Annotated in this window: 22 protein-coding genes; 11 read left to right on the top strand and 11 right to left on the bottom strand. The window is 69.2% G+C overall.

The annotated features are described in order from the left end of the window. Positions 1–15: 15 nt before the first annotated feature. Positions 16–1,128, bottom strand: coding sequence for a DUF2855 family protein (locus tag OOT46_RS05335; protein WP_265402543.1), 1,113 nt, complete (start codon positions 1,126–1,128; stop codon positions 16–18). 31 nt (positions 1,129–1,159) lie between these two features. Here OOT46_RS05335 and OOT46_RS05330 point away from each other — a divergent pair, with 31 nt between their 5' ends. Beyond that, entirely contained in the window at positions 1,160–1,867 is a 708-nt protein-coding gene (locus OOT46_RS05330; RefSeq protein ID WP_265402542.1) for a TetR/AcrR family transcriptional regulator, read from the top strand. Positions 1,868–1,877: 10 nt separating this feature from the next. Here the strand turns inward: OOT46_RS05330 and OOT46_RS05325 are convergent, their stop codons facing one another. The 4 genes from OOT46_RS05325 to OOT46_RS05310 all read right to left on the bottom strand — a co-directional run bounded on the left by OOT46_RS05325 (position 1,878) and on the right by OOT46_RS05310 (position 8,084). Further along, on the bottom strand, positions 1,878–2,441 hold the full coding sequence (locus tag OOT46_RS05325; RefSeq protein WP_265402541.1) for a hypothetical protein: 564 nt from the start codon (positions 2,439–2,441) through the stop codon (positions 1,878–1,880). 14 nt (positions 2,442–2,455) lie between these two features. Beyond that, a complete protein-coding gene (locus OOT46_RS05320) occupies positions 2,456–3,625 on the bottom strand; it encodes a zinc-dependent alcohol dehydrogenase (protein ID WP_265402540.1) in 1,170 nt (389 codons plus the stop codon). Positions 3,626–3,802: 177 nt separating this feature from the next. Then, on the bottom strand, positions 3,803–7,093 hold the full coding sequence (gene icmF, locus OOT46_RS05315; RefSeq protein ID WP_265402539.1) for a fused isobutyryl-CoA mutase/GTPase IcmF: 3,291 nt from the start codon (positions 7,091–7,093) through the stop codon (positions 3,803–3,805). Positions 7,094–7,196: 103 nt separating this feature from the next. After that, positions 7,197–8,084: a polyphosphate kinase 2 family protein gene (locus tag OOT46_RS05310; RefSeq protein WP_265402538.1), complete on the bottom strand. Its 888-nt coding sequence runs from the start codon at positions 8,082–8,084 to the stop codon at positions 7,197–7,199. 128 nt (positions 8,085–8,212) lie between these two features. Here OOT46_RS05310 and OOT46_RS05305 point away from each other — a divergent pair, with 128 nt between their 5' ends. Further along, on the top strand, positions 8,213–8,980 hold the full coding sequence (locus OOT46_RS05305; protein WP_265402568.1) for a type III pantothenate kinase: 768 nt from the start codon (positions 8,213–8,215) through the stop codon (positions 8,978–8,980). 27 nt (positions 8,981–9,007) lie between these two features. Here the strand turns inward: OOT46_RS05305 and hslU are convergent, their stop codons facing one another. The 5 genes from hslU to OOT46_RS05280 form a co-directional block, all read right to left on the bottom strand. Beyond that, positions 9,008–10,339 (bottom strand): ATP-dependent protease ATPase subunit HslU, encoded by a 1,332-nt coding sequence (gene hslU / locus OOT46_RS05300; RefSeq protein ID WP_265402537.1) that lies wholly within the window; start codon positions 10,337–10,339, stop codon positions 9,008–9,010. 49 nt (positions 10,340–10,388) lie between these two features. After that, positions 10,389–10,925 carry an ATP-dependent protease subunit HslV gene (hslV, locus tag OOT46_RS05295; protein ID WP_265402536.1) on the bottom strand — a complete coding sequence of 179 codons (537 nt, stop codon included), beginning with the start codon at positions 10,923–10,925 and terminating at the stop codon, positions 10,389–10,391. Between the two features lie 144 nt (positions 10,926–11,069). Then, positions 11,070–12,785, bottom strand: a complete 1,716-nt coding sequence (locus OOT46_RS05290; RefSeq protein ID WP_265402535.1) for a hypothetical protein — start codon at positions 12,783–12,785, stop codon at positions 11,070–11,072. A 15-nt stretch (positions 12,786–12,800) separates the two neighbouring features. Beyond that, a complete protein-coding gene (gene dksA / locus OOT46_RS05285) occupies positions 12,801–13,661 on the bottom strand; it encodes an RNA polymerase-binding protein DksA (protein WP_265402534.1) in 861 nt (286 codons plus the stop codon). Positions 13,662–13,840: 179 nt separating this feature from the next. Next, complete coding sequence (locus tag OOT46_RS05280) at positions 13,841–14,893, bottom strand: CobW family GTP-binding protein (protein ID WP_265402533.1); 1,053 nt, start codon at positions 14,891–14,893, stop codon at positions 13,841–13,843. Positions 14,894–15,087: 194 nt separating this feature from the next. On the opposite strand from OOT46_RS05280, the gene OOT46_RS05275 reads away from it, so the two are divergent. The 8 genes from OOT46_RS05275 (at position 15,088) to OOT46_RS05240 (ending at position 23,577) form a co-directional block, all read left to right on the top strand. Further along, positions 15,088–15,966, top strand: a complete 879-nt coding sequence (locus OOT46_RS05275; RefSeq protein WP_265402532.1) for an HlyC/CorC family transporter — start codon at positions 15,088–15,090, stop codon at positions 15,964–15,966. Continuing rightward, positions 15,966–17,468: an apolipoprotein N-acyltransferase gene (lnt, locus tag OOT46_RS05270; protein WP_265402531.1), complete on the top strand. Its 1,503-nt coding sequence runs from the start codon at positions 15,966–15,968 to the stop codon at positions 17,466–17,468. The genes OOT46_RS05275 and lnt overlap by 1 nt, the downstream gene beginning before the upstream one ends. 118 nt (positions 17,469–17,586) lie before the next feature. After that, positions 17,587–18,495: a glycine--tRNA ligase subunit alpha gene (gene glyQ, locus OOT46_RS05265; protein ID WP_265402530.1), complete on the top strand. Its 909-nt coding sequence runs from the start codon at positions 17,587–17,589 to the stop codon at positions 18,493–18,495. 2 nt (positions 18,496–18,497) lie between these two features. After that, on the top strand, positions 18,498–20,621 hold the full coding sequence (gene glyS, locus OOT46_RS05260; RefSeq protein WP_265402529.1) for a glycine--tRNA ligase subunit beta: 2,124 nt from the start codon (positions 18,498–18,500) through the stop codon (positions 20,619–20,621). Between the two features lie 23 nt (positions 20,622–20,644). Further along, the gene (gene gmhB / locus OOT46_RS05255) at positions 20,645–21,265 is read left to right on the top strand and encodes a D-glycero-beta-D-manno-heptose 1,7-bisphosphate 7-phosphatase (protein ID WP_265402567.1); all 621 of its coding nucleotides are present in this window, start codon (positions 20,645–20,647) and stop codon (positions 21,263–21,265) included. Continuing rightward, entirely contained in the window at positions 21,262–21,855 is a 594-nt protein-coding gene (gene gmhB, locus OOT46_RS05250; RefSeq protein ID WP_265402528.1) for a D-glycero-beta-D-manno-heptose 1,7-bisphosphate 7-phosphatase, read from the top strand. The genes gmhB (OOT46_RS05255) and gmhB (OOT46_RS05250) overlap by 4 nt, the downstream gene beginning before the upstream one ends. Positions 21,856–21,860: 5 nt before the next feature. Beyond that, the gene (locus OOT46_RS05245; RefSeq protein ID WP_265402566.1) at positions 21,861–22,631 is read left to right on the top strand and encodes a lysophospholipid acyltransferase family protein; all 771 of its coding nucleotides are present in this window, start codon (positions 21,861–21,863) and stop codon (positions 22,629–22,631) included. A 16-nt stretch (positions 22,632–22,647) separates the two neighbouring features. Beyond that, a complete protein-coding gene (locus OOT46_RS05240) occupies positions 22,648–23,577 on the top strand; it encodes a M48 family metallopeptidase (RefSeq protein WP_265402527.1) in 930 nt (309 codons plus the stop codon). A gap of 44 nt (positions 23,578–23,621) precedes the next feature. On the opposite strand, the gene OOT46_RS05235 is transcribed toward OOT46_RS05240, so the two are convergent. Then, a complete protein-coding gene (locus tag OOT46_RS05235; protein ID WP_265402526.1) occupies positions 23,622–24,539 on the bottom strand; it encodes a DMT family transporter in 918 nt (305 codons plus the stop codon). Between the two features lie 187 nt (positions 24,540–24,726). On the opposite strand from OOT46_RS05235, the gene OOT46_RS05230 reads away from it, so the two are divergent. Then, a complete protein-coding gene (locus tag OOT46_RS05230; RefSeq protein WP_265402525.1) occupies positions 24,727–25,611 on the top strand; it encodes a LysR family transcriptional regulator in 885 nt (294 codons plus the stop codon). Positions 25,612–25,635: the final 24 nt, after the last annotated feature.

Below are 25,635 nucleotides of genomic sequence, written 5' to 3'. Positions count from 1 at the left end.
GGGGCGCCGGCCGCATCAGGAGAGCACGACCACATGCCCTGCCACAGGGTCGATGCGGCCCGCGTGCAGGTCGGCCACCAAGGTGCGGGCGGCGTCGAAGCCGCGGTGTTCCTGGACCTGCAGCCACGGGCGGCCCGGTTCGCTGACGCGCCGGATGAAGGCCAGCTGGGCTTCGTTGAACTTGCGGTTGACTTCCGCGTGCCCCCAGTCGGCGTTGCGCTTCTTGATCTGCACCGGCGCGAAGTAGAAGATCGGTGTCGGACCGGGAAGCCCCGTGTCGCGCAGGAACTGCGTGTTCTGTGCCGAGCCGGCGAAGCAGTCGTAGGTCAAGGCCTCGCCGAAGTGATGGTGCACACGCTCGCGCAGCGCCTCGTCGCCTGAAAAATCAACGTAGAGCGTCGGCTTGTCCTTCGGCAGGGCGCTGAGCCCTTCGTAACGGACCGTGCCTTGATAACAACCCAGGTTGTCGACAAAGTCCTGGTTGCGCGCCGACGTGAGGCCGATCATCTCGATGCCCGGCTGCCCTGTGAGGCAGAAGGCGGTGCCGTAGGCGGTCTTGCTGGACGCGCTCGACACCACCAGCTGCCGGGCGCCGAAAAAGTCGTTGTCCTGCAGGAAGTCGGCCAGCATGAAGGACGTGATGAACAGCGGTCGCAGCAGGATCTGGTAGTTCTCGTACCCGGGCGAGTAGACGGGGTCGGTGCTGCAGCGCACGTAGTGGTTGTAGGCGGACGTCAGGCCCTGCCGGTGCTCGGCGGCGTCGTAGAAGCCGCGCGCCGTGACGCGGTGAGGCTGCACGCGCAGATGGCTGGCGATGGGGAAGTAGCCGTAGAAGCGCTCGCCGGCCTCGACACCTTGCACGGTCGAGGCCACCACCTCGGCGAAGCCCCAGGTCGGCATGTGGCCGAACGCCGGATCGGAGGTCGGAAAGAAGCCCCAGTACTGCATCGCGTCGCCGAAGGCCGCATAGGTGATGTTGTTGGTCGTCAGCGCGACGCGCTGGATGCGCAACAGCGCTTCACCCTCGGCCAGCCCGGCCGTTTCGATGTCGGTGCGAAGCTGCGTGTCACCCAGGTCGGTCTTGCGGGTGAGCAGGCGTGTTACCGTCATCGTCGTTTCCGTCTTCATGGTGTTCCCTCGATTGCGTTGATCCAAAGACATGGCGACTTCACTGTATCGAGCGCGCCCCGGTGCCGGGTTCGGAAAGCAGGGCGGCAAGGCGGCTGCCGCGACCCAGCGCCGCGGCAGCACCGCCACGAAGCCGCTCAAGCGACCGTCCCAGGCTCGCGCCAAGTTCACCGTGCAGGCGATCTACGATGCATTGGTTCGGATTTGGCGGCGCGAGGGCTGGGCCGGTGTCACCACCCGGGCGGTGGCGCTGGAAACCGGCATCTCGGTCGGCACGCTCTACGACTACTTCCCCAACAAGCAGGCTTTGCTGTCCGGCTATGTCAGGCACTGCGTGGAGGCGCTGCTGCAGGCCATCGAGCAGCAGGTGATCCACCCCGCCGAGCTGGACTGGGGCGAGCGCATGGACCGGCTGGTGCGCCTGAGCTGCGGCGTCGACGTGCCGGAGCAGCCGTATTTCGACGCCGAGATGCTGGCGCTGGAAGCCCAGATCGCCGAGCCCAAGCACCACCGCCGGGCCTTCGAGGAGCTGTCGGCGCAGTGGCAGCGCGCGATCGCGGCCTGCACCGACCTGCCGTCGCCGCCGGATGCCGGGACGGTCAGCGCCTTGTTCGCCTGTGTGTGGGGCGGTCGGCGCTACCTGCTGATGGTGCAGCCGCGCGACGTCGACCTGCACGCCTGGGTGTCCCGCGTGCAGCATATTTGCCGGGCGGCACTGGGCCCGCCCGGCGGCAACTAGGAGCGAGCGTTTATGCCCTCAAGCGGCTGTCTTCGGCGGCATGCCGGGGTCGCAGCGGCTCGGGCGTGATCATGTCCGGGGGCGCCTCGAAGTCCTCCACCGCGGCGCCGCGCATCTGCTCCGGCGCGGCCGGCAGGCCGCTGCGGTCGCTGTAGTCGGGGACCGCAGCGTCGAGACGGCGCTGTTCGACGCGCAGCGCCTGGGCACCGGCGGCGTCCAGCGCCGCCACCGCGGCGACCGCCGCCAAGGCGCCGGCAGCACGCGAAGCCAGCGGGTTGTCCGGGCGCAGGTGCGTCGCCAGCGTGGCCGCGTCGAAGGCGTCGCCCGCGACCCGGCTCCACACCCAGGGGGCGGCGCGCCGGGCGTTGAGGATGCCGAGGCCGGTGACGATCTCGCGCACGCCGCAGGCTCGCATCAGCCCGGTGCCGCCGGGCATGCCGGTGAGCCGGCACATCGCCCGCGGCATCAGGACCTGCGCGACGCCCAGCCCGATGCTGAACCAGCCGAGGCTGCGCGCCAGCGTCGCGGTGGGGGTGTGGCGGCGGGCCTGGGGAAGGGGGGATCTGTTCTGCATGATGTCTCCCGGGTTCAGGGCTTGAGGACCACCTTGACGCAACCGTCCTTCTTGTCACGGAAGGTCTTGTACATCTCGGGCCCCTGTTCGAGGCCCACGGTGTGGGTGATGACGAAGGAAGGATCGATCTGGCCCTCCTGGATGCGGCGCAGCAGGTCGGTGGTCCAGCGGTTGACGTGGGTCTGCCCGGTGCGCACGGTGAGCCCCTTGTTCATCAGCGCGCCGAAGGGAATCTTGTCGACCAGCCCGCCGTAGACGCCGGGGATCGAGAGGATGCCGGCCGGGCGGCAGACGTAGATCATCTCGCGCAGCACGTGCGGCCGGTCGCTCTCCAGCATCACCGCCTGCTTGGCGCGGTCGTAGACCGAGTCGATCGAGCGGGTCGCGTGCGCCTCCATGCCGACCGCGTCGATGCATTTCTCGGGGCCCTTGCCCTGGGTCAGTTCCTGCAGGCGCTCGATCACGCTCTCTTCCTCGAAGTTGATCGTGATCGCACCGCCGGCCTGCGCCATGCCCAGCCGCTCCGGCACGTTGTCGATCGCGATCACCTGCCGGGCGCCCAGCAGCACGGCACTGCGGATGGCGAACTGGCCCACCGGCCCCGCGCCCCACACGGCCACGGTGTCGGTGGGCTGGATGTCGCATTGCACCGCGGCCTGCCAGCCGGTCGGGAAGATGTCGCCCAGGAACAGCACCTGCTCGTCGGTCAGGCCGTCGGGGATCTTGACCGGTGCCACGTCGGCATACGGCACGCGCACGTACTCGGCCTGGCCGCCCGGATAGCCGCCGGTCAGGTGGGTGTAGCCGAACATGCCGGCGGTGCCGTGGCCGAAGACCTTGTCGGCCAGGTCCTTGTTGCGATTGCTGCGCTCGCACACCGACCAGTTGCCGCGCCGGCACTGCTCGCATTCGCCGCAGCAGATCGTGAAGGGCACGACCACACGGTCACCGACCTTGAGGTGGCGGTTGTCCTTGCCGACGTCCACCACCTCGCCCATGAACTCGTGGCCCAGGATGTCGCCGGACTCCATGCCGGGCATGAAACCGCCGAAGAGGTGCAGGTCGGAACCGCAGATCGCGCAGCTCGAAACCTTGATGATCGCGTCGCGCCCGTCCTCGATGGTGGGGTCGGGAACGTGATCGCAGCGGATGTCCTTCTTGCCGTGCCAGCGGAGGGCTCGCATCGCGTACTCCTTGAACGTTGTGGAGGGGAGGGCGGGAGGCGGCCGGGCAGAGTCGTCGCCCGGGCTGTCTCGGCGTCTCGACCAGGAGCGTGGCAAGCGCCGCGCCTGAGCTGCCGTCGGCACCACGTCGCGCGGCGGGAAGGCGGGTGAAGAAGTGAAACGGCGGCGGCGCCGGGCCTACATGTTGCGGCGGTACTGGCCGCCCACTTCGAACAGCGCGGCGGTGATCTGGCCGAGTGAGCAGACCCGCACCGCGTCCATCAGCACCTCGAAGACGTTGCGGTCGGCCATCACCGCCTGCTGCAAGCGCTGCAGCAGGGCCGGCGCCTGGTCCGCATGGCGGGCGTGGAAGTCGGCCAGGCGCCGCAGCTGCGACTGCTTCTCGGCCTCGGTCGAGCGGGCCAGCTCCAGCGTGTCGGGCACGCTGTCGCCCTGCGGGTTGCGGAAGGTGTTGACGCCGACGATGGGCAGCTCGCCGGTGTGCTTGAGCATCTCGTAGTGCAGGCTCTCCTCCTGGATCCTGCCGCGCTGGTAGCCGGTCTCCATTGCACCCAGCACGCCGCCGCGCTCCGAGATCTTCTCGAACTCGGCCAGCACCGCTTCCTCGACCAGTTCGGTCAGCTCGTCGATCACGAAGGCGCCCTGGTGGGGGTTCTCGTTTTTCGCCAGGCCCCATTCGCGGTTGATGATGAGCTGGATGGCCATCGCGCGGCGCACGCTGTCCTCGGTGGGCGTGGTGATGGCCTCGTCGTAGGCGTTGGTATGCAGCGAGTTGCAGTTGTCGTAGATGGCAATCAGCGCCTGCAGGGTGGTGCGGATGTCGTTGAAGGCGATCTCCTGCGCGTGCAGGCTGCGGCCGCTGGTCTGGACGTGGTACTTGAGCTTCTGGCTGCGCTCGTTGGCGCCGTACTTCTCGCGCATCGCCACCGCCCAGATGCGGCGCGCCACCCGGCCCAGCACGGTGTACTCGGGGTCCATGCCGTTGCTGAAGAAGAAGCTCAGGTTGGGCGCGAAGTCGTCGATGTGCATGCCGCGCGCCAGGTAGGCCTCGACGAAGGTGAAGCCGTTGCTGAGCGTGAAGGCGAGCTGCGAGATCGGGTTGGCGCCGGCCTCCGCGATGTGATAGCCGCTGATGCTGACCGAGTAGAAATTGCGCACCCGGTGCTCGACGAAATACTGGGCGATGTCGCCCATGACCTTGAGGCTGAACTCGGTGCTGAAGATGCAGGTGTTCTGGCCCTGGTCTTCCTTGAGGATGTCGGCCTGCACCGTGCCGCGCACGTTCTCCAGCACCCAGGCGCGTTGCGCCGCGGCCTCCCGGGCGTCCGGCTCGCGGCCGTGCTCGGCGCGGAAGCGGTCCAGCCGCTGGTCCAGCGCGGTGTTCATGAACATCGCCAGGAGGGCGGGCGCCGGGCCGTTGATGGTCATGCTGACCGAGGTGCTCGGCGAGCAGAGGTCGAAGCCGTCGTAGAGCACCTTCATGTCGTCCAGGGTCGCGATGCTGACGCCCGAGTTGCCCACCTTGCCGTAGATGTCGGGCCGCGGGTCGGGGTCGTGGCCGTAGAGCGTCACGCTGTCGAAAGCCGTGGACAGGCGCTTGGCCGGCATGCCCTCGCTGAGCAGCTTGAAACGCCGGTTGGTGCGGAAGGCATCGCCCTCGCCGGCGAACATGCGGGTCGGGTCCTCACCCTCGCGTTTGAAGGCGAAGGTCCCGGCGGTGTAGGGGAAACGGCCCGGCACGTTCTCCAGCATCAGCCACTTGAGGCGCTCGCCGTGGTCCTCGTAGGCCGGCAGCGCGACCTTGCGGACGCGCGTGCCGCTGAGTGTGGTGTGCACCAGGGAGGTACGGATCTCGCGGTCGCGCACGCTCACGACATGTTCGTCGCCCGCGTAGTCGGCCTGCAGCTGCGGCCAGCCCGCCAGCAGCTCGCGCGCCAGCGGATCGAGCCGGGCCTCGCGCGCCGCGGCGAGCTGCTGCAGCGACTGCACCGCGTCGCCCTGCTCGGGATGGGCCGCCTGCAGCAGGCCGCCGGCGCAGCGCAGCTGCTGGATCTCGCGCGCCAGCTGCGCCTGCACACGGGCGCGCTGCTTGTAGCCGCGCACCGTCTCGGCGATCTCGGCCAGGTAGCGCACCCGGGCGCCCGGCACGACGGGGGTCTGGTTGCTGCTGTGGCGGGTCTCGACGCGTGACAGCCGGCCGGGGGCGGCCTTCAGGCCCAGCCCGGCCAGGCGCGGCAGCAGCGCCTGGTAGAGCGCGGTGACGCCGTCGTCATTGAAGCGGCTGGCCATGGTGCCGAACACCGGCATCTGCTCGGGCCCTTGCCCGAAGGCCTCGCGGTTGCGCTGGACCTGCTTGGCGACGTCGCGCAGTGCGTCGAGCGCGCCCTTGCGGTCGAACTTGTTGATCGCCACGAACTCGGCGAAGTCCAGCATGTCGATCTTCTCGAGCTGGCTGGCGGCGCCGAACTCGGGCGTCATCACGTAGAGCGGCACGTCCACGTGTGGCACGATGGCCGCGTCGCCTTGGCCGATGCCGGAGGTCTCGACGATCACCAGGTCGAAGCCGGCCGCCCGGCAGGCCGCCACCACGTCGGGCAGGGCCTGGCTGATCTCGGAGCCGAAGTCGCGCGTCGCGAGGCTGCGCATGTAGACGCGTGGCCCACGGCGCCAGGGCTGGATGGCGTTCATGCGGATGCGGTCGCCCAGCAAGGCGCCGCCGCTCTTGCGCCGCGAGGGGTCGATGCTGACCACCGCGACATGCAGCGCGTCGTCCTGGTCCAGGCGCAGGCGACGGATTAGCTCGTCGGTCAGGCTGGACTTGCCGGCACCGCCCGTGCCGGTGATGCCCAGCACCGGTACCGCGCGCTCCCGGGCCGCGGCATGCAGGGCGTGGCGCAGCGCCGGCTCCACGCTGCCGGCCTCCAGGGCGGTGACAAGCCGGGCCAGGGCCCGCCAGGCCGCCTCGTCGTGACCCCGGATCTCGTCCACGCTGCGGGGAGCGAGCGTCGTGAGGTCGCAGTCGCTCGCCATCAGCATCTCGCCGATCATGCCCTGCAGCCCCAGGCGCTGGCCGTCCTCCGGGCTGTAGATGCGGGTGACGCCATATGCCTGCAGCTCGCGGATCTCGGGGGCCACGATCACGCCGCCGCCGCCGCCGAAGACCCGGATGTGCTCGCCGCCGCGGGCCCGGAGCAGGTCCACCATGTACTTGAAGTACTCGACGTGGCCGCCCTGGTAGGAGCTGATGGCGATGCCGTGGGCGTCCTCCTGCAGCGCCGCTGTCACGACTTCGTCGACCGAGCGGTTGTGGCCCAGGTGCACCACCTCGGCGCCCATGCCTTGCAGGATGCGCCGCATGATGTTGATGGAGGCGTCGTGCCCGTCGAACAGCGAGGCCGCGGTGACGAAACGCACCTTGTGGCGTGGCCGGTAGGCGGCCAGGGCCTTGGCGTCGGACAGGTCGGTCATCGGGCGGGTCTCCTCTGATTATTGACGTTTACGTCAACGTCAATCATGCCACAGCCGGAGGCGGCGCCCGGGCCCTCTCCAACCCGGGAGGCGGGCAGGCCTCTCAGGTCAGCACCAGGTCCTTCAGGCCCGGCGCCGGCGGGGGATGGCGCAGCTGCATGCGCTGCAGGGTCTGCTCGATCAGCGTGGCCACCATGAGGTTGCGGTGGCTCTTGGAATCCGCCGGTACCACGGTCCAAGGGGCCCAGGCGGTGCCGGTGGCGGCGATGGCGTCCTCATAGGCACGCTGGTAGTCGTCCCACTGCTTGCGGGCCTCGACGTCGGCGAGGTCGAACTTCCAGTGTTTGGCCGGGTCGTCCAGGCGCGACTGGAGGCGGCGCAGCTGCTCGGCCTTGGAGATGTGCAGGAAACACTTCACGACCACGGTGCCGGTTTCCGTCAGCAGGCGTTCGAAGTCGTTGATCTGGCGATAGCGGCGCTGCAGTTCGGCGGCGTCGATCCAGCCGCGCACGCGCGGCACCAGCACGTCCTCGTAGTGGCTGCGGTTGAACACCACCAGCTCGCCGGTGCGCGGCACCTTGGCGTGCACGCGCCAGAGGAAGTCGTGTGCCAGTTCCTCGCTGCTCGGCGCCTTGAAGGACACGCTGTGCACACCCTGCGGGCTCATGCGGCCGAAGACGTCGCGCAGGGTGCCGTCCTTGCCGCTGGTGTCCATGCCCTGCAGCACCACCAGCAGCTTGAAGCGGCCGTCGGCGTAAAGCAGGTCCTGCAACTCGTCGAGGCGCTGCGCCTGCTCGCCGAGCGCGGCGCGGTCGCTTGCCTTGTCTCCCTGGCTGAAGGGCTTGGCGCCCGGGTCCATGGACCCCAACCGGAAGTCCTTGGCGCTGACGCCGTCGGGACCGACCTGCCAGGCGCGCAGCGGCTCCCCGGTCTTGTTTCTGGCGGCGTCAACGCCGGTGTTATTTTCGCGGTTCTTGTCGGATTTGGCCATCGTGGGCTCCAGCATGCCGCCGACCGCCAGGCATGGCAAGTCTGCCAGGCGATGTGCCGGGGTTGTCATTGCGGTGGCCGTCAGGCCGCCGAGCACGGGCGTTCGAATTCGGGATAATGCCGCTCGACATGTTCCTCGCCATCGACATCGGCAACACGCGTCTGAAGTGGGCGCTCTACGAAACGCCCCAGGCTGGTGCCCGCCTGGTCGCGCATGGCGCAGCGTTTCTCGAAACCATCCACCAGCTCGCCGAAGGCGACTGGAAGGCGCTGCCGCCGCCTTCCATGGTGCTGGGCTGCTGTGTCGCCGGTGACGCGGTGCGGCACAGCGTCGAGGAGCAGCTGGAGCTGTGGGACGTGACGCCAAGCTGGGTGGTCTCCAGCGCCGAGGAGGGCGGGCTGGTCAACGGCTACGATCATCCCTCGCGGCTGGGCGCCGACCGCTGGGTGGCGATGATAGGCGCCCGCTCGCGGCTGCTGCGCGAGGGCCCGCCGCGCCCGGTCCTGGTGGTGATGGTCGGTACCGCGGTGACGGTGGACGCCGTCGATGCCTCCGGGCGTTTCCTCGGTGGCCTGATCCTGCCGGGTCACGGCATCATGCTGAAGGCGCTGGAGTCCGGCACCGCCGGCCTGCACGTGCCCACCGGCGAGGTGCGCGACTTCCCGTCCAACACCAGCGACGCGCTGACCAGCGGCGGCACCTACGCGATCGCCGGGGCGATCGAGCGCATGCACCGCAACATCGTGCAGCACTGCGGCGAGGCGCCGCAGTGCATCGTCGGCGGCGGCGCCGGCTGGAAGATGGCGCCCTACCTGAGCGTGCCCTTCGAACTGGTGGAGTCGCTGGTCTTCGAGGGCCTGCTGCACGTCGCCCAGCAGCGCAGCAGCGGGCGCTGAGCCGGGCGGGCCTTCCGGCCCGCGCGCTCAGAGGATGTAACGGGACAGGTCCTCGTTCTTGGACAGCTCGGCCAGCTTGCTCTCGACATAGGGCGCGTCGACCGTGACCGTCTGGCCGCTCAGCCGTGTGGCGTCGAAAGACACCTCGTCGAGCAGGCGCTCCATCACGGTGGACAGCCGGCGCGCGCCGATGTTCTCGGTGCGCTCGTTGACCTCGTAGGCGATCTGCGCCAGCCGGCGTATGCCCTCCGGCGTGAACTGCAGGTCCACGCCTTCGGTCGCCAGCAGGGCCTGGTACTGGCGGGTCAGGTTGGCGTGCGTCTGGGTCAGGATGGCCTCGAAGTCGTCCACCGACAGCGAACCCAGCTCGACGCGGATCGGGAAGCGCCCCTGCAGTTCCGGGATCAGGTCGCTCGGCTTGCTCAAGTGGAAAGCGCCCGAGGCGATGAACAGGATGTGGTCGGTCTTGACCATGCCGTATTTGGTGTTCACCGTCGTGCCCTCGACCAGCGGCAGCAGGTCGCGCTGCACGCCCTGACGCGAGACCTCGGCACCGCTGCCCTCGGAGCGCGAGGTGACCTTGTCGATCTCGTCGATGAAGACGATGCCGTTCTGCTCGGCATTGGCCAGGGCCTGGGTCTTGACCTCGTCCTCGTTGAGCAGCTTGGCCGCTTCCTCGTCGACCAGCAGCTTCATCGCTTCGGCGATCTTGAGCTTGCGGGTCTTGCGCTTGCCGTTGCCGAGGTTGGCGAACATGCCGCGCAGCTGCTCGGTCATCTCTTCCATGCCCGGCGGGCCCATGATTTCGAGCGAGGGCTTGACGTCGGCGATGTCGATCTCGATTTCCTTGTCGTCCATCAGACCCTCGCGCAGGCGCTTGCGCATGGTCTGGCGGGCGGTGTTGTCGTTCGCCGGTGTGGGTGTCAGGCCGAAGTCGCCGCGCGGCGGCGGCACCAGGGCATCGAGCACGCGCTCCTCGGCGGCGTCCTCGGCCCGGGTGCGCACCTTGCGCATCTCGGACTCGCGGGTCTGCTTGACGGCCATGTCCACCAGGTCGCGCACGATGGAGTCGACGTCCTTGCCGACATAACCGACCTCGGTGAACTTGGTCGCCTCGACCTTGATGAAGGGCGCGTCGGCCAGCTTGGCCAGGCGCCGGGCGATCTCGGTCTTGCCGACCCCGGTCGGGCCGATCATGAGGATGTTCTTGGGGGTGATCTCGGGACGCAGCTTCTCGTCCACCTGCTGGCGCCGCCAGCGGTTGCGCAGCGCGATCGCGACCGCGCGCTTGGCATGCGACTGGCCGATGATGTGGCGGTCCAGTTCCGAGACGATCTCCTGCGGGGTCATCGCGCTCATCGGGATGTCTTTCTGCGTAGTCTGGGCAAGATCGAGGGCCGGGCGGGCATCAGCCCAGCGACTCGATGGTGTGATGCTGGTTGGTATAGATGCAGAGGTCGCCGGCGATCTCCAGCGACCGCTTCACCACGTCGCGCGGTGCCAGCTCGGTGTGTTCGAGCAGGGCGCGTGCCGCGGCCTGCGCATAGGCGCCTCCCGAGCCGATGGCAACGATGCCGTATTCGGGCTCCAGCACGTCGCCGTTGCCGGTGATGATCAGGGAGGTGTCCTTATCGGCCACCGCGAGCATCGCCTCCAGGCGGCGCAGCACCCGGTCGGTGCGCCAGTCCTTGGTCAGCTCGATGGCGGCGCGCGTGAGGTGGCCCTGGTGTTTCTCCAGCTTGGCTTCGAAACGCTCGAACAGCGTGAAGGCGTCGGCGGTGGCGCCGGCGAAGCCGGCCAACACCTGCTCACGGTAGAGCTTGCGCACCTTGCGGGCTGAAGCCTTGACGACGATGTTGCCGAGCGTGACCTGGCCGTCGCCGCCGATGGCGACAGTGTTGCCGCGGCGCACGCTGACGATGGTGGTGCCGTGATAGGGTTCCATGGGTGATCCGGGTGAGTCTAGTGCAGGGTGCACGAGGATGCATGCACGCGCCGCGCCGAGGCGGCGACAACTGGATGTGGGGACGGCTTGCGACCGTTCAAGCGAGCGCGCCGCCGGCGCTGCCGCGCGGCGGCAGCGCACCGCTCAGATGTTGCGCACCTTGACCCGGGCATGCTCGGTGATGCCCATGGCGCCGAAAAACAGCGCGACCAGCCGGTGTGTTTCCTCGAACTGGATCGCGCGGTTTTCGCCACGGCGGTTGAGCACCCAGTTGAGCAGGTCCCCGGCGGCAATGAAGTCGACGCGGATCAGGCGGGTGCAGGCGACCTTGACGATCGCCGCCTTGCCCAGGCCCTGGTCCAGCACCTTCAGCGTCTCGGAGATGTCGCCGACCAGCTGGCCCGAGAGCTCCAGGGACGCGACCTCGATGACACCCGGGTCGTCCATGATCTGGGACTCGACGAAGCTGGTCGACACATCACTGACCACCGACAGCGGCGCCGAGGAGGTGTTGAGCGCTCCGGTGGCGCCGCCGATCTTGACCTGGCAGCGTGCCGCCTCCCAGGACGGCGGCGACACTTCATAGGTGACGCAGTAGTCGATCGCGACCTCGTCGAACTGGTCGGGCCGGTTCGCCAGGCGCAGCGCGTCCAGCCGCAGCAGCCACAGCGCCGGATCTGCGTCCTTGACGCCGGTCGGCGCGGCGTCCTGCAGCACCTGGATCAGGCGGTCGCCCGCCAGCCAGCGCATTTCCAGGTTGTCCTTGGCCCAGCCCCGGAAGACCTCGCTGAGCCGGGCGGCGGCTTCGGCATCGATGGACTGCAGCGGGGCCCAGTCCAGCACCCAGGGCAGCGGCATCTGCAGGGTCTGCGAGCGCAGCTGGGCGACCGCGTCGACGTCCAGCAACTCGGGGCAGACCCAGCCGATCTGGCCTTCCAGCTTCGACGAGATGGTCGGCGGCGCTTCTTCGGCGGCCGCCTCGGCGACCATGCGCGGCAGCGAGAACCACTGCGGCGCCGACCAGCCGAACTGGTGCACATAGTCCAGTGCCAGGCTTTCGAACTTGGCCTGCTGGGCGGTGGCCCGGTAGAGGTCGAACAGCACCATCCAGGTCTCGCCGTGCTGGGCCCGGCTGGCGCCGGCCTGGATGAGCTCCGAGAGCGACTGTTCGCAGGACGTGAAGTCGGCATTCGCGAAGGCGATCACCGCCTCGTCGAGTTCCGGGTCATGCGCGACCTCGTTGACCTCGACCGCGAACTCCTCTCCGAAGGCCGCCAGATTGGCGCCCAGCACCGGGATGGGCGTGTGCGCGGGCGGCGCCGGCGGCTGGGCCGGCTGGGGCGCGGGCGGCAGTGGCGCGACCGGCGCCGGGGCCGCCACGGCCGGCGGTGGCCCGGCCAGCGGCGCGGTGACGGTGGCCGGCTGGCTCAGCAGCTCAGGCAGCGGGGCCGGCTGCGTTGGCGCGTTGTAGAAGGACGGCGAGCGGCGCATGCCGATGGATTCGCCGACCATCTGCTGCTCGATCTCGTCGATCTTGGCCTTGACGACGCCGATGTCGGAGCGGGCCGCCAGGTCGCGGTCGTTCTCGTCCAGGTTGGAGGTGGCTTCCAGGTAGCCGACGGTGGCCTCGGTCAGGCCTTCGCGGCGCACCTTGCGCAGCATGTCGAACTCGCGCTTGCGCACGAAATCGTTGCGCCGCTTGCGCTCGATCATCGCCTTGAGCTCGGACTTGGCGTACTCGCTCTCGCGCGATTCGGTGCTGTTGGTGCTGAGGTCGGACCAATCGGTGGTGGGGTTCGCGACGAACCTCACCACCTTGCGCAGAAAACTCGGGTTGTCTTTGTCTTTGGGGTCCGACATGGCTCGCGGGAGAGATCAGTCTCCGAACAGCTTTTGCTTGAGCTCACGCCGTTGTTGAGCTTCGAGGGACAGTGTAGCGGTGGGGCGCGCGATCAGCCGGCCCAGGCCGATCGGTTCGCCGGTCTCGTCGCAGAAGCCGTAGTCGCCGGCGTCGATGCGGGCCAGCGCCTGGGAGATCTTCTTGAGCAGCTTGCGCTCACGATCGCGGGTGCGCAGTTCGAGCGCGTGTTCTTCCTCGATGGTCGCGCGGTCGGCCGGATCGGGCACGATGGTGGTGTCCTCGCGCAGGTGCTCGGTGGTTTCGCCGGCATTGCTCAGGAGGTCCTCCTTCAGGGCCTCGAGCTTGGTGCGGAAGAACTCGAGCTGCTTGTCGCTCATGTACTCCGCTTCCGGCATGGCGAGCACCTCGGCGTCAGTCAGGTCGCGCCCGGACTTGGTTTTCCAGGCGTTGGCGAGTTTGGGGTCGGCTTGAGGCATGGTGGGGCGGGGCTGATCGAGAACCGCGGTAGCAGATGATTTGGACATGGGGGTGGGGGAGGTGGCGCGCCCGGCGTGGGCAGGCGCTGACGAAAGCGCGTCGGCCGCGGCCGACGCCTCGCTGCCGACTGCCGGGCTCGCCTTGGCTTCAGCCGCGGCCTTGCGGGCGGCGGTCTTGGACTTTGCCGGGGCGGTGCTCAAGGCGATGCTTTCGCTTTCGTCGGGTTCCTGGGCCGGTGCAGCGGACGCTTTCGGCGCCTTCACGGCAGCAGCGCCTCGCTCGCCGGCCTTGGCAGGGGCCTTGGGCGCGGGCGCCAACGCGTCGCCGCCGGCCCTCAGGGGCTCTGTCTTGGCGGCGGGCTTGCTGCTGCTGTTTCGCTGGGCCGGGGTCTTGCTCACTTTCCGTCTCCTCGCAGGGGCAGTTATATACCTGCTCTCGTCAGAATCGGCTAGGTGCGACGAGGAACTTGAGCGCTGCCAGGGCACCCAAGGGCGCCGCGGATTGTAGCGATCCCACAAGAAGAAGCGCTGGCGTTTTCCCCAGGGTGGTGTGACCGTTCGTCACTCTTGTGCCCCTCTCAGTCCGCCAGGCACTGCTCCAGGCCTTGCAGGAAGATGTCGCGCGGCAGGTCGATGCCGATAAAAACCATCTTGTTCGTCTTGGTCTCGCCTTCGGCCCACTTCGGTCCCAGGTCGCTGCCCATCAGTTGGTGCACACCTTGGAAAATCACCTTGCGGTCGGTGCCCACCATATAAAGAACACCCTTGTAGCGCAGCAGGCGCGGGCCATAGATGTTGACGATGGTGCCGAGGAAGTCCTCCAGCTTGGCCGGCTGGAAGGGCCGCTCGGAGCGAAACACGAAAGATTTCACATCGTCGTCATGGTGGTGGTGGTGCGGGTGGTCGCAGTGCTCGCCATGCTCGTGGTCGTGATCATGGTCGTGATGGTGGTGCTCGTGCTCGTCGTCGGCCTTCAGGAAGTCCGGGTCGATCTCGAGCTTGGCGTTGAGATTGAAGCCACGCAGGTCGAACACCTCCGACAGCGGCACCTCGCCGAAATGCACCCGACGCTGCGGCGCGCGCGGGTTCATGTGCTTGATGCGGTGCGCCAGGTCGTCGGCGGCGGCCTCGTCCACCAGGTCGGTCTTGCTGATGAAGATCTGGTCGGCGAAGCCGATCTGGCGGCGCGCCTCCAGCCGGTCGTCGAGCTGCTGCTGGCCGTGCTTCGCGTCCACCAGGGTCAGGATGGAGTCGAGCAGGAACTGCTCGGCGATCTCGTCGTCCATGAAAAAGGTCTGGGCCACCGGGCCGGGGTCGGCCAGGCCGGTGGTCTCGATCACGACGCGGTCGAAGTCCAGCTCGCCCTTGCGTTTCTTGGCCGCCAGGTCGGTCAGGGTGGCGCGCAGGTCCTCGCGGATGGTGCAGCAGATGCAGCCGTTGTTCATCTGGATGATCTGCTCGCGGGTGTCGGAGACGAGGATGTCGTTGTCGATGTTTTCCTCGCCGAACTCGTTTTCGATCACGGCGATCTTCTGTCCGTGAGCTTCGGTCAGTACCCGCTTGAGCAGCGTCGTCTTGCCGCTGCCCAGGAAGCCGGTGAGGATGGTGGCGGGAATGAGGCCTTGTGACATGGGGACACCCTTGTGATCAGAGAGGAGCGGCCGGCGGGGGGCGGCTGTCGCCCCGGTTTGGGGCGGCGGCCGCGCGGGTGCGGCGGCGACGCGAAGAAGCGGAGAGTGTAGCGAGGCGCGACGCCGCCCGCGGCGCCGTCGGCTGGAACGGGGGGCGGGGCTGGGGTATCCTTGCTGCTCCCCAACTCCGACGCATGCTTGTGTCCGAACCGCACCCGAGTCGTTCGCTGTCCCGATCGAGTGACAAGCGAACCCTCTTCGAACGCCTGGTCGAGTTCATTTCTCCCGGCCCCGACTCCAAAGACGAGCTGATCGAAACCCTGGCCGAGGCCGAGGACCGTGAACTGATCGAGCCGGAATCCCGCTTGATGCTCGAAGGTGTGCTGCGCATGGCCGACATGACGGCCGGCGACGTCATGGTCGCCGCGCCCCGCATGGACCTGCTGGACATCGACGCTCCCTACGAGGAACTGCTGGCCATCGTGATTGACACGGCCCATTCGCGCTTTCCGGTCTACGAAGACCAGCGCGACAACATCATCGGGATCCTGATGGCCAAGGACCTGCTGAAGCTGCAGCGGGCGCCGGAATTGAACCTGCGGACCCTGCTGCGCCCAGCAGTTTTCGTGCCCGAATCCAAGCGACTCAACGAGCTGCTGCGCGATTTCCGCTCCAACCGCAACCACCTGGCCATCGTGATCGACGAGTTTGGCAAGACCGCCGGACTGATCACGATCGAGGATGTGCTGGAGGAGATCGTCGGCGAGATCGAGGATGAATTCGACGACGACGACGCGCCCACGGGCATCTACACGCTGGCCGACGGCAGCCACCGCGTCGCCGGAGACGCCAATATCGAAGCCGTCAACGCCTTTTTCGCCGCCGAGCTGCCCGAGGATGTCTTCGACACCATCGGCGGCTTGATCTCGCACGAGCTCGGCCATGTGCCGCGCCGCGGCGAGGTGGCCCAGATCGGCGGGCTGCGTTTCGCGGTGATGTTCACTCGCGCCGGCGCGGTGCGCTGGTTCAAGGTCACGCGCGCCGAGGCGCCGGCCGTGGCGGCAGACCACTGATGCCCTTCTGGATCGCGCTGCTGGTCGCGGCGGGCGCCGGCGGCCTGCACGCCTGGTCCTTCAGCGACACCGCGCTGTGGTGGCTGCAGCTGCTGGCGGTTGCACTGCTGGCCTGGCGGGTGCGGGCCTGCCGGCGGGCGGGCCGGGCCGCGCTGCTCGGCTGGGTCTTCGGCACCGCCTGGCTGGTCGGGGGCACCTGGTGGCTGTTCATCAGCATGCACCGCTACGGCGGCCTGCCGGCCTGGCTGGCCGGCGCGGCCGTGCTGCTGCTGGGCGCCTTCCTGTCGCTCTACCTCGGCCTGGCGATGGCAGCGTATGTGCGCCTGGCGGCCCGCACCCGGCTCTGGAAAGCCTTGCTGTTCGCCGCCGTCTGGTTGCTGGCCGAACTGGCGCGCGGCGTGATCTTCACGGGTTTCCCGTGGGTGGCCTCGGGCTATGCCCACGTCGACGGGCCGCTGGCGCCGCTGGCGCCGTGGGTCGGGGTCTACGGCATCGGTTTCGTCGCCGCCTGGCTGGGCGCGTCGGCGGCCCGCCTGGCCGGCCGCGGCGGGCGGCGCGCGCATGGCTGGGCGCCGCTGCTGACGGCGCTCGGGCTGTGTGTGGTGGCGTCCCTGGTGAGCGACAGCTTCACGACCCCGACACGCAGCCTGGCGGTCACGCTGTTGCAGGGCAATGTGCCGCAGGACGAGAAATTCTCCGCGACCCTGCTGCCGCAGGTGCTGCAGTGGTATGCCGACGAGCTGGAGGCGGCCGGCGGCGACCTCGTGATCACGCCCGAGACGGCCATCCCGCTGCTGCCGGGCCAACTGCCCGCGGGCTACTGGGACGGACTGGCCGCGCGTTTCCGCCAGGGCGGGACGGCGGCCTTGATCGGCCAGCCGCTGGGCGACTTCACCGAGGGCTACACCAACTCCGCGGTCGGGCTGGCCCCCGGCGGCGCCGGCTACCGCTACGACAAGCACCATCTGGTGCCCTTCGGCGAGTTCATTCCCACCGGCTTCCGCTGGTTCGTCGACATGATGCACATGCCGCTCGGCGACTTCGACCGCGGGCCGCTGAACGCGCCGTCCTTCGAGGTGCACGGCGAGCGGGTGGCGCCCAACATCTGCTACGAGGATCTGTTCGGCGAGGAACTGGCGGCTCGTTTCGCCGATCCGGCCCGCGCGCCGACGCTGTTCGCGAACATCAGCAACATCGGCTGGTTCGGCGACACCGTGGCGGTCTACCAGCACTTGCAGATCTCGCGCATGCGGACCCTGGAGTTCCAGCTGCCGATGGTGCGCGCCACCAACACCGGCGCCACCGCGCTGATCGACCACAACGGCCGCGTCACCCAGCAGCTGCCGCCTTTCACCCGCGGCGTGCTGAGCGCGCCGGTACAGGGGCGCAGCGGCCTGACGCCCTTCGCTCGCTGGGCCTCGGTCGCCGGGCTGTGGCCGCTGCTCGCGCTGGCGGTCGCGGTGCTGCTGGCGGCTGCCGGATTGCGGCGGCGCTCCCGCTGAAAGTCGGTGCGGCGACTGCCCGGGCAGCGCTTCCCAAATAGAATCAAGCGTTTAGCCGGCGGCCAGGGGGCAGCCGGTGTTCCGCCAGCTTGTCCGGCGACTCACCTCATCACACAAGATGCTGACCTTCCAGCAAATCATCCTGCGCCTGCAGGAGTACTGGGCCGCGCAAGGCTGCGCCCTGCTGCAGCCTTACGACATGGAAGTGGGCGCTGGCACCAGCCACACTGCGACCTTTCTGCGCGCGATCGGCCCCGAGCCCTGGCGCGCGGCCTATGTGCAGCCCAGCCGCCGCCCGAAGGATGGCCGCTACGGCGAGAACCCCAACCGGCTGCAGCACTACTACCAGTACCAGGTGGTGCTCAAGCCGGCGCCGGCCAACATCCTGGAGCTCTACCTCGGTTCGCTGGAGGCGCTGGGCTTCGACCTGAAGAAAAACGACATCCGTTTCGTCGAGGACGACTGGGAAAACCCGACCTTGGGCGCCTGGGGCCTGGGCTGGGAGGTCTGGCTCAACGGCATGGAAGTGACCCAGTTCACCTACTTCCAGCAGGTCGGCGGCATCGACTGCCGGCCCCTGACCGGCGAGATCACCTACGGCCTGGAGCGGCTGGCGATGTACCTGCAGGGCGTCGAGCGGGTCTACGACCTGACCTGGACAGAAGGGCTGAGCTACGGCGACGTCTACCACCAGAACGAGGTCGAGCAGTCGACCTACAACTTCGAGCACAGCGACGTCGATTTCCTGCTGGGCGCCTTCGGCGCGCACGAGAAGCAGGCCAAACACCTGATGGAGCAGCAACTCGCGCTGCCCGCCTATGAACAGGTGCTGAAGGCGGCACACACTTTCAATCTGCTCGATGCCCGTGGCGCGATCAGCGTGACGGAGCGCGCAGCCTACATCGGCCGCATCCGCAACCTGGCGCGCAGCGTCGCGCAGAGCTATTACGAGAGCCGCGAGCGGCTTGGCTTTCCCATGGCGCCGCGCGAGTGGGTGGCACAACTGCCGGCAAAGAAGGCAGCTTGAACATGAGCAACACACAGAGCAAAAAAGAGAACCTGCTGGTCGAGCTGTTCGTCGAAGAGCTCCCGCCCAAGGCCCTCAAGAAGCTGGGCGAAAGCTTCGCCGCCGCACTCGCCGACAGCCTCAAGGCCCAGGGTCTCGCCGGCGCCGACAGTGCCGTCACCCCCTATGCCTCGCCGCGCCGCCTGGCCGCTCACTTGAGCGGCGTGCTGGCCCAGGCCCCCGACCGCGCCGTGCAGCAGAAGCTGATGCCGGTGAGCGTGGCCCTGGACGCGAGCGGCCAGCCCACCCCGGCCCTGCTCAAGAAGCTCGGCGCCCTGGGCCTGGACGCGACCGTGGTGCCGCAGCTCAAACGCGCGATGGACGGCAAGGCGGAAGCCCTGTTCCACGACAGCGTGGTGCAGGGCGCGACCCTGGCCGAGGGGCTGCAGAAGGCGCTGGAGGAAGCGCTCGGCAAACTGCCCATTCCCAAGGTCATGAGCTACCAGCTGGCCGACGGCTGGACCAGCGTCGATTTCGTGCGCCCGGCCCACGGGTTGGTCGCGCTGCACGGCGCCGACATCGTGCCGGTCGGCGTGCTGGGTCTGCAGGCCGGCCGCAACACCGAAGGCCACCGTTTCGAGGCGCTGCAGAGCCCGGTGGTGCTGCGCGATGCCGACAGCTATGCGGAGCAGCTCGAGGCCGAGGGTGCAGTGATCGCCGGCTTTGCCGCGCGCCGTGCCGAGATCGTGCGCCAGCTGCAGGCCGCTGCTGCCCAGCTCGGCGGCGGCGTGCGGCCGATCGACGACGAGGCCCTGCTCGACGAGGTGACGGCCCTGGTCGAGCGGCCCAAGGTGCTGGTCGGGCAGTTCGAGGCCGAGTTCCTCGAGGTGCCGCAGGAGTGCCTGATCCTGACGATGAAGGCCAACCAGAAGTACTTCCCGCTGCTGGACGCCGAGGGCCGCCTGACCCACCGCTTCCTGCTGGTCAGCAACATCCGGCCCGAGGATCCCTCGGCGGTGGTGGGTGGCAACGAGCGGGTGGTGCGCCCGCGGCTGGCCGACGCCAAGTTCTTTTTCGACCAGGACCGCAAGAAAACGCTGGAGTCGCGTGTACCGGGCCTGGCGCGGGTGGTCTACCACGGCAAGCTGGGCAGCCAGGGCGAGCGCGTCGAGCGCGTGCGCGCGATCGCCCGCGCGATCGGTGCGCTGCTCGGCGGCGAGGTGCTGGCCGCGCGCGCCGACCAGGCCGCGATGCTGGCCAAGGCCGACCTGCTGACCGACATGGTCGGCGAATTCCCCGAGCTGCAGGGCGTGATGGGCGGCTACTACGCGCGCCACGACGGCCTGGATGGCGAGGTGGCCGCGGCCATCGAGGATCACTACAAGCCCCGCTTCGCCGGCGACCAGCTGCCGCGCCACCTGCTCGGCGTGGTGGTGGCGCTGGCGGACAAGCTCGAGACCTTGGTGGGCCTGTTCGGCATCGGCCAGGTGCCCACCGGCGACAAGGACCCCTTCGCGCTGCGCCGCCACGCCCTGGGCGTGATCCGCATGCTCAGCGAAAAACAGCTGCCGCTGTCGGTCGAGGCCTTGCTGAAACTGGCTGCCGAGCCCTTCGGCGCACTCCTGAACGCGCCGCTCGCGCCGCTCGGCGATTTCATCTACGACCGCCTCAGCAGCGGCCTGCGCGAGCAGGGCTACAGCGCCCAGGAAGTCGACGCGGTGCTGGCCCTGCGTCCGCCGCACCTGGCCGAGGTGCCGCGGCGGCTGCAGGCGGTGCGCGCCTTCGCCTCCTTGCCCGAGGCCGAGAGCCTGGCGGCGGCCAACAAGCGGGTCGGCAACATCCTCAAGAAGGCCGAAGGCCTGATGGTGCCCCAGGTCGATACGGCCTTGCTGGTCGAGGCCCCCGAGCGGGCCCTGCACGACGCGCTGGTCGCCGCTCGTCCGGTGTCCGATGCAGCCTTCGAGCGCGGCGACTACGCTGCTTCCTTGCAGGCGCTGGCGGCGCTCAAGGTGCCGGTGGACGCCTTTTTCGACGCCGTGATGGTCAATGCCGAGGACGCCGCGCTGCGCGCCAACCGACTCGGCCTGCTTGCCACCCTGCATGCGGCGATGAACCGCGTCGCAGACCTCTCCAAGCTGGCCGCCTGAGGAGTCCTGCCGTGGAACGTGCGATGAAGCTGGTGGTGCTGGGCCGCGATGGCATCGTCAACCGTTTCCGCGAAGAACACGTCGCCTCGCCCGCCGAGTGGGAGCCCCTGCCCGGGGCGCTGGAGGCGGTGGCGCGGCTCAACCAGGCCGGCTGGCACGTCGTGCTGGCGACCAACCAGCCGGGGCTGGGCACCGGCCTGCTCGACATGGCGAGCCTCAATGCCGTGCACCACCACATGAACGAGATGCTGGCTCGCCATGGCGCCCGGGTGGACGCCATCTTCATCTGCCCTCATACCGCCGCCGAAGGCTGCGACTGCCGCAAGCCCGCGCCGGGTCTGTTGCTGAAGATCGGCGAGCGCTTCGGCGTCAGCCTGGATCAGGTGGCGGTGGCCGGCGACACGGTGCGCGACCTGCAGGCGGCCCGTGCGGCCGGCTGCGAGCCCCACCTGCTGCGCACCGGGCGCAGCGGCTACCTCAGCGACGAGGAGGCCCGCGCCTTGGCCGAGCAGGTGCCCGGCAGCATCGTGCACGACGACCTGAGTGCCTTCGCCGAATACCTGGTGCAACGCCGCCAGGCGGCGCGCGGCGAGCGCGACCCGGGCGGCCCCAGCTACGGCGACATCCTTCCCTCATTCCGATGAAACTGATCATTCTCGACCGTGACGGCACCCTCAACGAGGACCGTGACGATTTCGTCAAGTCGCCCGATGAGTGGCGGCCCATTCCCGGCGCCCTCGAAGCCTGCGCGAGGCTCTACCGCGCCGGATGGCAGCTGGTCGTCGCCACCAACCAGTCGGGTCTGGCCCGCGGCCTCTTCGATGTCGCCACCCTGGACGCCATGCACGCCAAGATGAACGCCTTGCTGGCGCAGCATGGCGGGCGCATCGACGCGGTGTTTTTCTGTCCGCACGGCCCGGCCGACGGCTGTGACTGCCGCAAGCCGCTGCCCGGGCTGTTCCACCAGATCGCGGCGCGCTACCAGGTGGACCTGCGCGGCGTGCCGGTGGTCGGCGACAGCCTGCGCGACCTGCAGGCCGGTGCCACTGCCGGCTGCGAGCCGCACCTGGTGCAGACCGGCAAGGGGGCCCGGCTCGACGCCCGCGGCCTCGCCGAGATCGTCCGCCAGGTACCGGGCACCCTGGTGCACGCCGACCTCGCCGCCTTCGCCGACACGCTGCTGAGCCACCGTGCCGACCCTTCTGCCCTGGCCTCCGGAGCCTCCGTCCGATGATCGTGTTGTCCTTCCTGCGTTCGCTGCTGTATGCCCTGTGGCTGGCCGTGACGGTGATGCCCTGGGCCCTGGCGGTGCTGGTGGTCTCGATCTTCCTGCGCGGCGCGCCGCTGTACTGGATGTGCGTCGGCTGGCTGCGCGTCGCGATCCTCGGCGCGCGCTGGATCTGCGGCATCCGCTGGCGCGTGCGGGGCATGGAGCGACTGCCGGACGGCCCCGCCATCCTGCTGTCCAAGCACCAGTCGACCTGGGAGACCTTCGCCTATCCCTGCCTGATGCCGCGGCCGCTGAGCTATGTGTTCAAGCGCGAGCTGTTGTACATCCCGTTTTTCGGCTGGGCGATCGCGCGGCTGGACATGGTCCACATCGACCGCAGCAAACGCACCGAGGCCTGGAACAAGGTGGCCGAGCAGGGCCGCCGTTTCATGGAGCAGGGCAACTGGGTCATCATGTTTCCCGAAGGCACCCGCACGCCGCGTGGCGGCCAGGGACCCTACAAGGCCGGCGGCAGCCGCCTGGCGGTGGCGACCGGCGCACCGGTGGTGCCGATCGCGGTCACCTCGGCGCGCTGCTGGCCGCGCAACGCCTTCATCAAGCGCCCCGGCCTGGTCGAGGTCTCGATCGGCTCGCCCATCCCGACGGCCGGCCGTGACGCCGACGAGGTGATGCGCGAGGTCGAGGCCTGGATCGAGGCCGAAATGCGGCGCCTGGATGCCGAGGCCTATGCCGCTTCGCCGGGCTCGGCCGCGCCGGCCGGGCTGGGCTCGGGCCGCTGAGGCCAGCCCTGTCGCCATGACGCGAAGCCGGGCCTCCGACCTCGCCTCGCCCCAGCTGGCCCTGCCTTTCGGGCCCGGCGGGCCGGACGCCGCCGTCGAGGCGCCGCCACCTGCCACGACGGCAGAGGGTGGTGTTGCTGCGCCGCCCGCGCCCGTCGCGCCGGCTCCGGCCGGGGCGACGGGCCCTGCGATCTTCCACCATCCCCGGGCGGTGCGCGAGATCGTGCTCGACGGCCAACGCGTGGCCTACGACTTCAGGCGGGCGAAGCGGCGTTCCATCGGTTTTATCGTCAGCACCGAGGGCCTGAGCGTCAGCGCCCCGCGCTGGGTGGCGGTGGCCGAGATCGAGTCGGCGCTGCAGGACAAGGCCGGCTGGATCCTGCGCAAGCTGGCCGAGCAGGGCGAGCGCAACCAGCGGCTGCAGCAGGCGCGGGTCGAATGGCGCGACGGCACCAGCCTGCCTTTCCTGGGCGAGACGCTGACCGTGGTACTCGACCCGCGTGTCAGCGGCGCCGTCCTCAATACCGACGCCACGGCGCTGCCCGGCGTGCCGCGCCTGATGCTGCATGTGGGCCTGCCTCAGCAGGCCGGCGCCGCGCAGATCCGCGACCTGGTGCAGAGCTGGCTGCAACGCCAGGCGCGCGCCGTCTTCGAAGAGCGCTGCCGGCATTTCGCCGAACGGCTGGGTGTGCGTTACGAGCGCCTGGCCTTGTCCTCGGCGCAGACGCGCTGGGGCAGCGCCTCCGCGGACGGCTCGATCCGGCTCAACTGGCGCCTGATCCACTTCGCCCTGCCCACCATCGACTACGTGGTGGCGCACGAACTCGCCCACCTGCGCGAGATGAACCACAGCCCGCGCTTCTGGGACGTGGTGCGCTCGGTGATGCCCGACTACCAGCAGGTGCGCGGCACGCTGAAGGAAACCGTGCTGCCGGTGCTGGACTGAGCGCGGGCCGGCCCGCGTCGCCACCGGCTCCGCCCGGAGGCGCCTCAGGGCCGCGACGCGAGCATCACGCCGGTGACGGCCACGGCACCACCGACCAGCATGCTGGGCAGCAGGGGTTCGCCCAGCAGCAGAAAGCCCAGCGCCGCGCCGGACACCGGCACGAGGTTGTTGAACACCACGGTGCGGGCCGCGCCGATGCGCTGCACGCCCTGGGAGTACCAGACGAAGGCCAGCGCGGTGCCGCAGACGCCCAGGTAGAGCGCCGCCAGGCCCACCTCGGCATTGAACATCGCCGGCTCCAGCCCGGGCAACTCGAAGGCCGCGACGCCGGCCAGCAGCGCGCAGCCCCACAGCGAGGCACAGGTGGTCGCTGCCAGCGGTGTCAGGCCCTTGAGCGCCACGCGCCCGATCAGCGTGTAGGCGGCCCAACTGCAGACCCCGCCGAACATCAGGACCTCGCCCAGGCCCACGGCCTGACCCAGCGCGGCGGTGAGGTCGCCGCGCGAGATCACGATCCAGACCCCGGCCAGTGCCAGCACGACGCCGAACCAGCGGCGTGCATTGAGGCGCTCATGCAGCAGCAGCGAGGCCAGCGCGATGGTCACCGCCGGGTTGAGCGCGATGATCAGCGAGGTGCGGCTGGCTGGCAGGCGCGCCAGCGCACCGAGGAAAAACAGGTTGTAGGCGAAGATGCCGGAGGCGCCCAGCGCGAAGGTCACGAAGAGCTGGCGGCGGCTCAGCCGCGGCAGCCCGCCCTCCAGCCACCAGGCGGCCAGCAGCAGCGCGACGCAGGCGACCAGGTAACGCAACACCGAGCCGGTGGCCGGCGGCACCTGCAGGGCGATCACGCGACCGGCGATGAAGGTGCCGCCCCAGATGACCGGCACGCAGAGCAGGCGCGCGTAAAGCGACCACAGGGACGAGGTGCCCGGGGTGGGGCTGGCGGGCAGGACAGCGCTCATGGAAGAAGCCTTTCGGACTCGCTGGGTCTGGATGTCGGGTGCCGATCTCCGGGGCGCAGTGCGCGGGGAGCCGGGAGGGGCCTGGGTGACGGAGGATGTGGATGAGTTTATGCTTGTCGCGCTTCATAGTGAAATGAGCGATTGCTCATCGAGCTCACGCTGACGCTGCTTCTTTTGCCGCCACGCCATGACCTTTACCCAACTCGAAGTTTTCGCCACGCTGGCCCAGGCCGGCAGCTTTTCGCGCGCCGCCACCCTGCTGGGCATCACGCAGTCGGCCGTGAGTCATGCGCTGCGCGCGCTGGAGCGTGAACTCGGGGTGAGCTTGTTCTCGCGCGACCGGGCGCTGCCCGAGCTCACGGCGGCCGGCCGGCGCCTGCTGGCGCGGGCCCACGAGATCCGCACCTTGCACGAAGCGCTGGTGCAGGACGCGAAGGACGCGCGCGGGCTGCGCGAGGGCGTGTTGCGCATCGGCTCCTTCGGCTTCACGTCCAGCCTGCGCATCCTGCCCGACCTGCTGGCGCGCTACCGGGCGCTGCATCCGGGCATCGAGGTCTACATCGACGAGGCCGGCGACGAGACGGTGGTGCGCTGGCTCACCGAGCGGCGTGTCGAGATCGGTTTTGTGGTGCTGCCCGACGAGCGATTCGAGACGCTGCCGCTGGTGGAGGACGAGTTCGTGGTGCTGCTGCCGGAGGCGCACCCGCTGGCGGCCAAGCGGGCCCTGGTGCCGGCCGACCTCGACGACCAACCCTTCATCTTGACGGAGGCCGGATGTGCCGAACTGATCCAGGGTTTGCTCGACGCGGGGGGCGCGCGACCGCGCATCCTCTACCGCTTTCCGCAGCTGCTCTCGATCCTCGGTTTCGTCGCGCGTGGGCTGGCAGTGTCGGCGGCAGCCCGGCTGGCCCTGCCCGACGAGCACCCGGGGGTGGTCTACCGGCCGCTCACGCCGCGGGCGCCGCGCCGGGTGGGGCTGGCCGTGCGGGACATGGCGAAGCTGTCGCCAGCGGCCGAGGCCTTCGTCGCGGTGGCGCGGGACATGTACAGCGGGAGGCAGGCGCGGCACTGAAAGCTGCGCGGCCCGCTTGCCCCA

The sequence above is a fragment of the Aquabacterium sp. A7-Y genome (genome assembly GCF_026153205.1).
Classification (GTDB): domain Bacteria; phylum Pseudomonadota; class Gammaproteobacteria; order Burkholderiales; family Burkholderiaceae_C; genus Caldimonas.
Note: the sequence above shows the minus strand (reverse complement) of the source record. Positions and strands in the feature narration are given on the sequence as shown.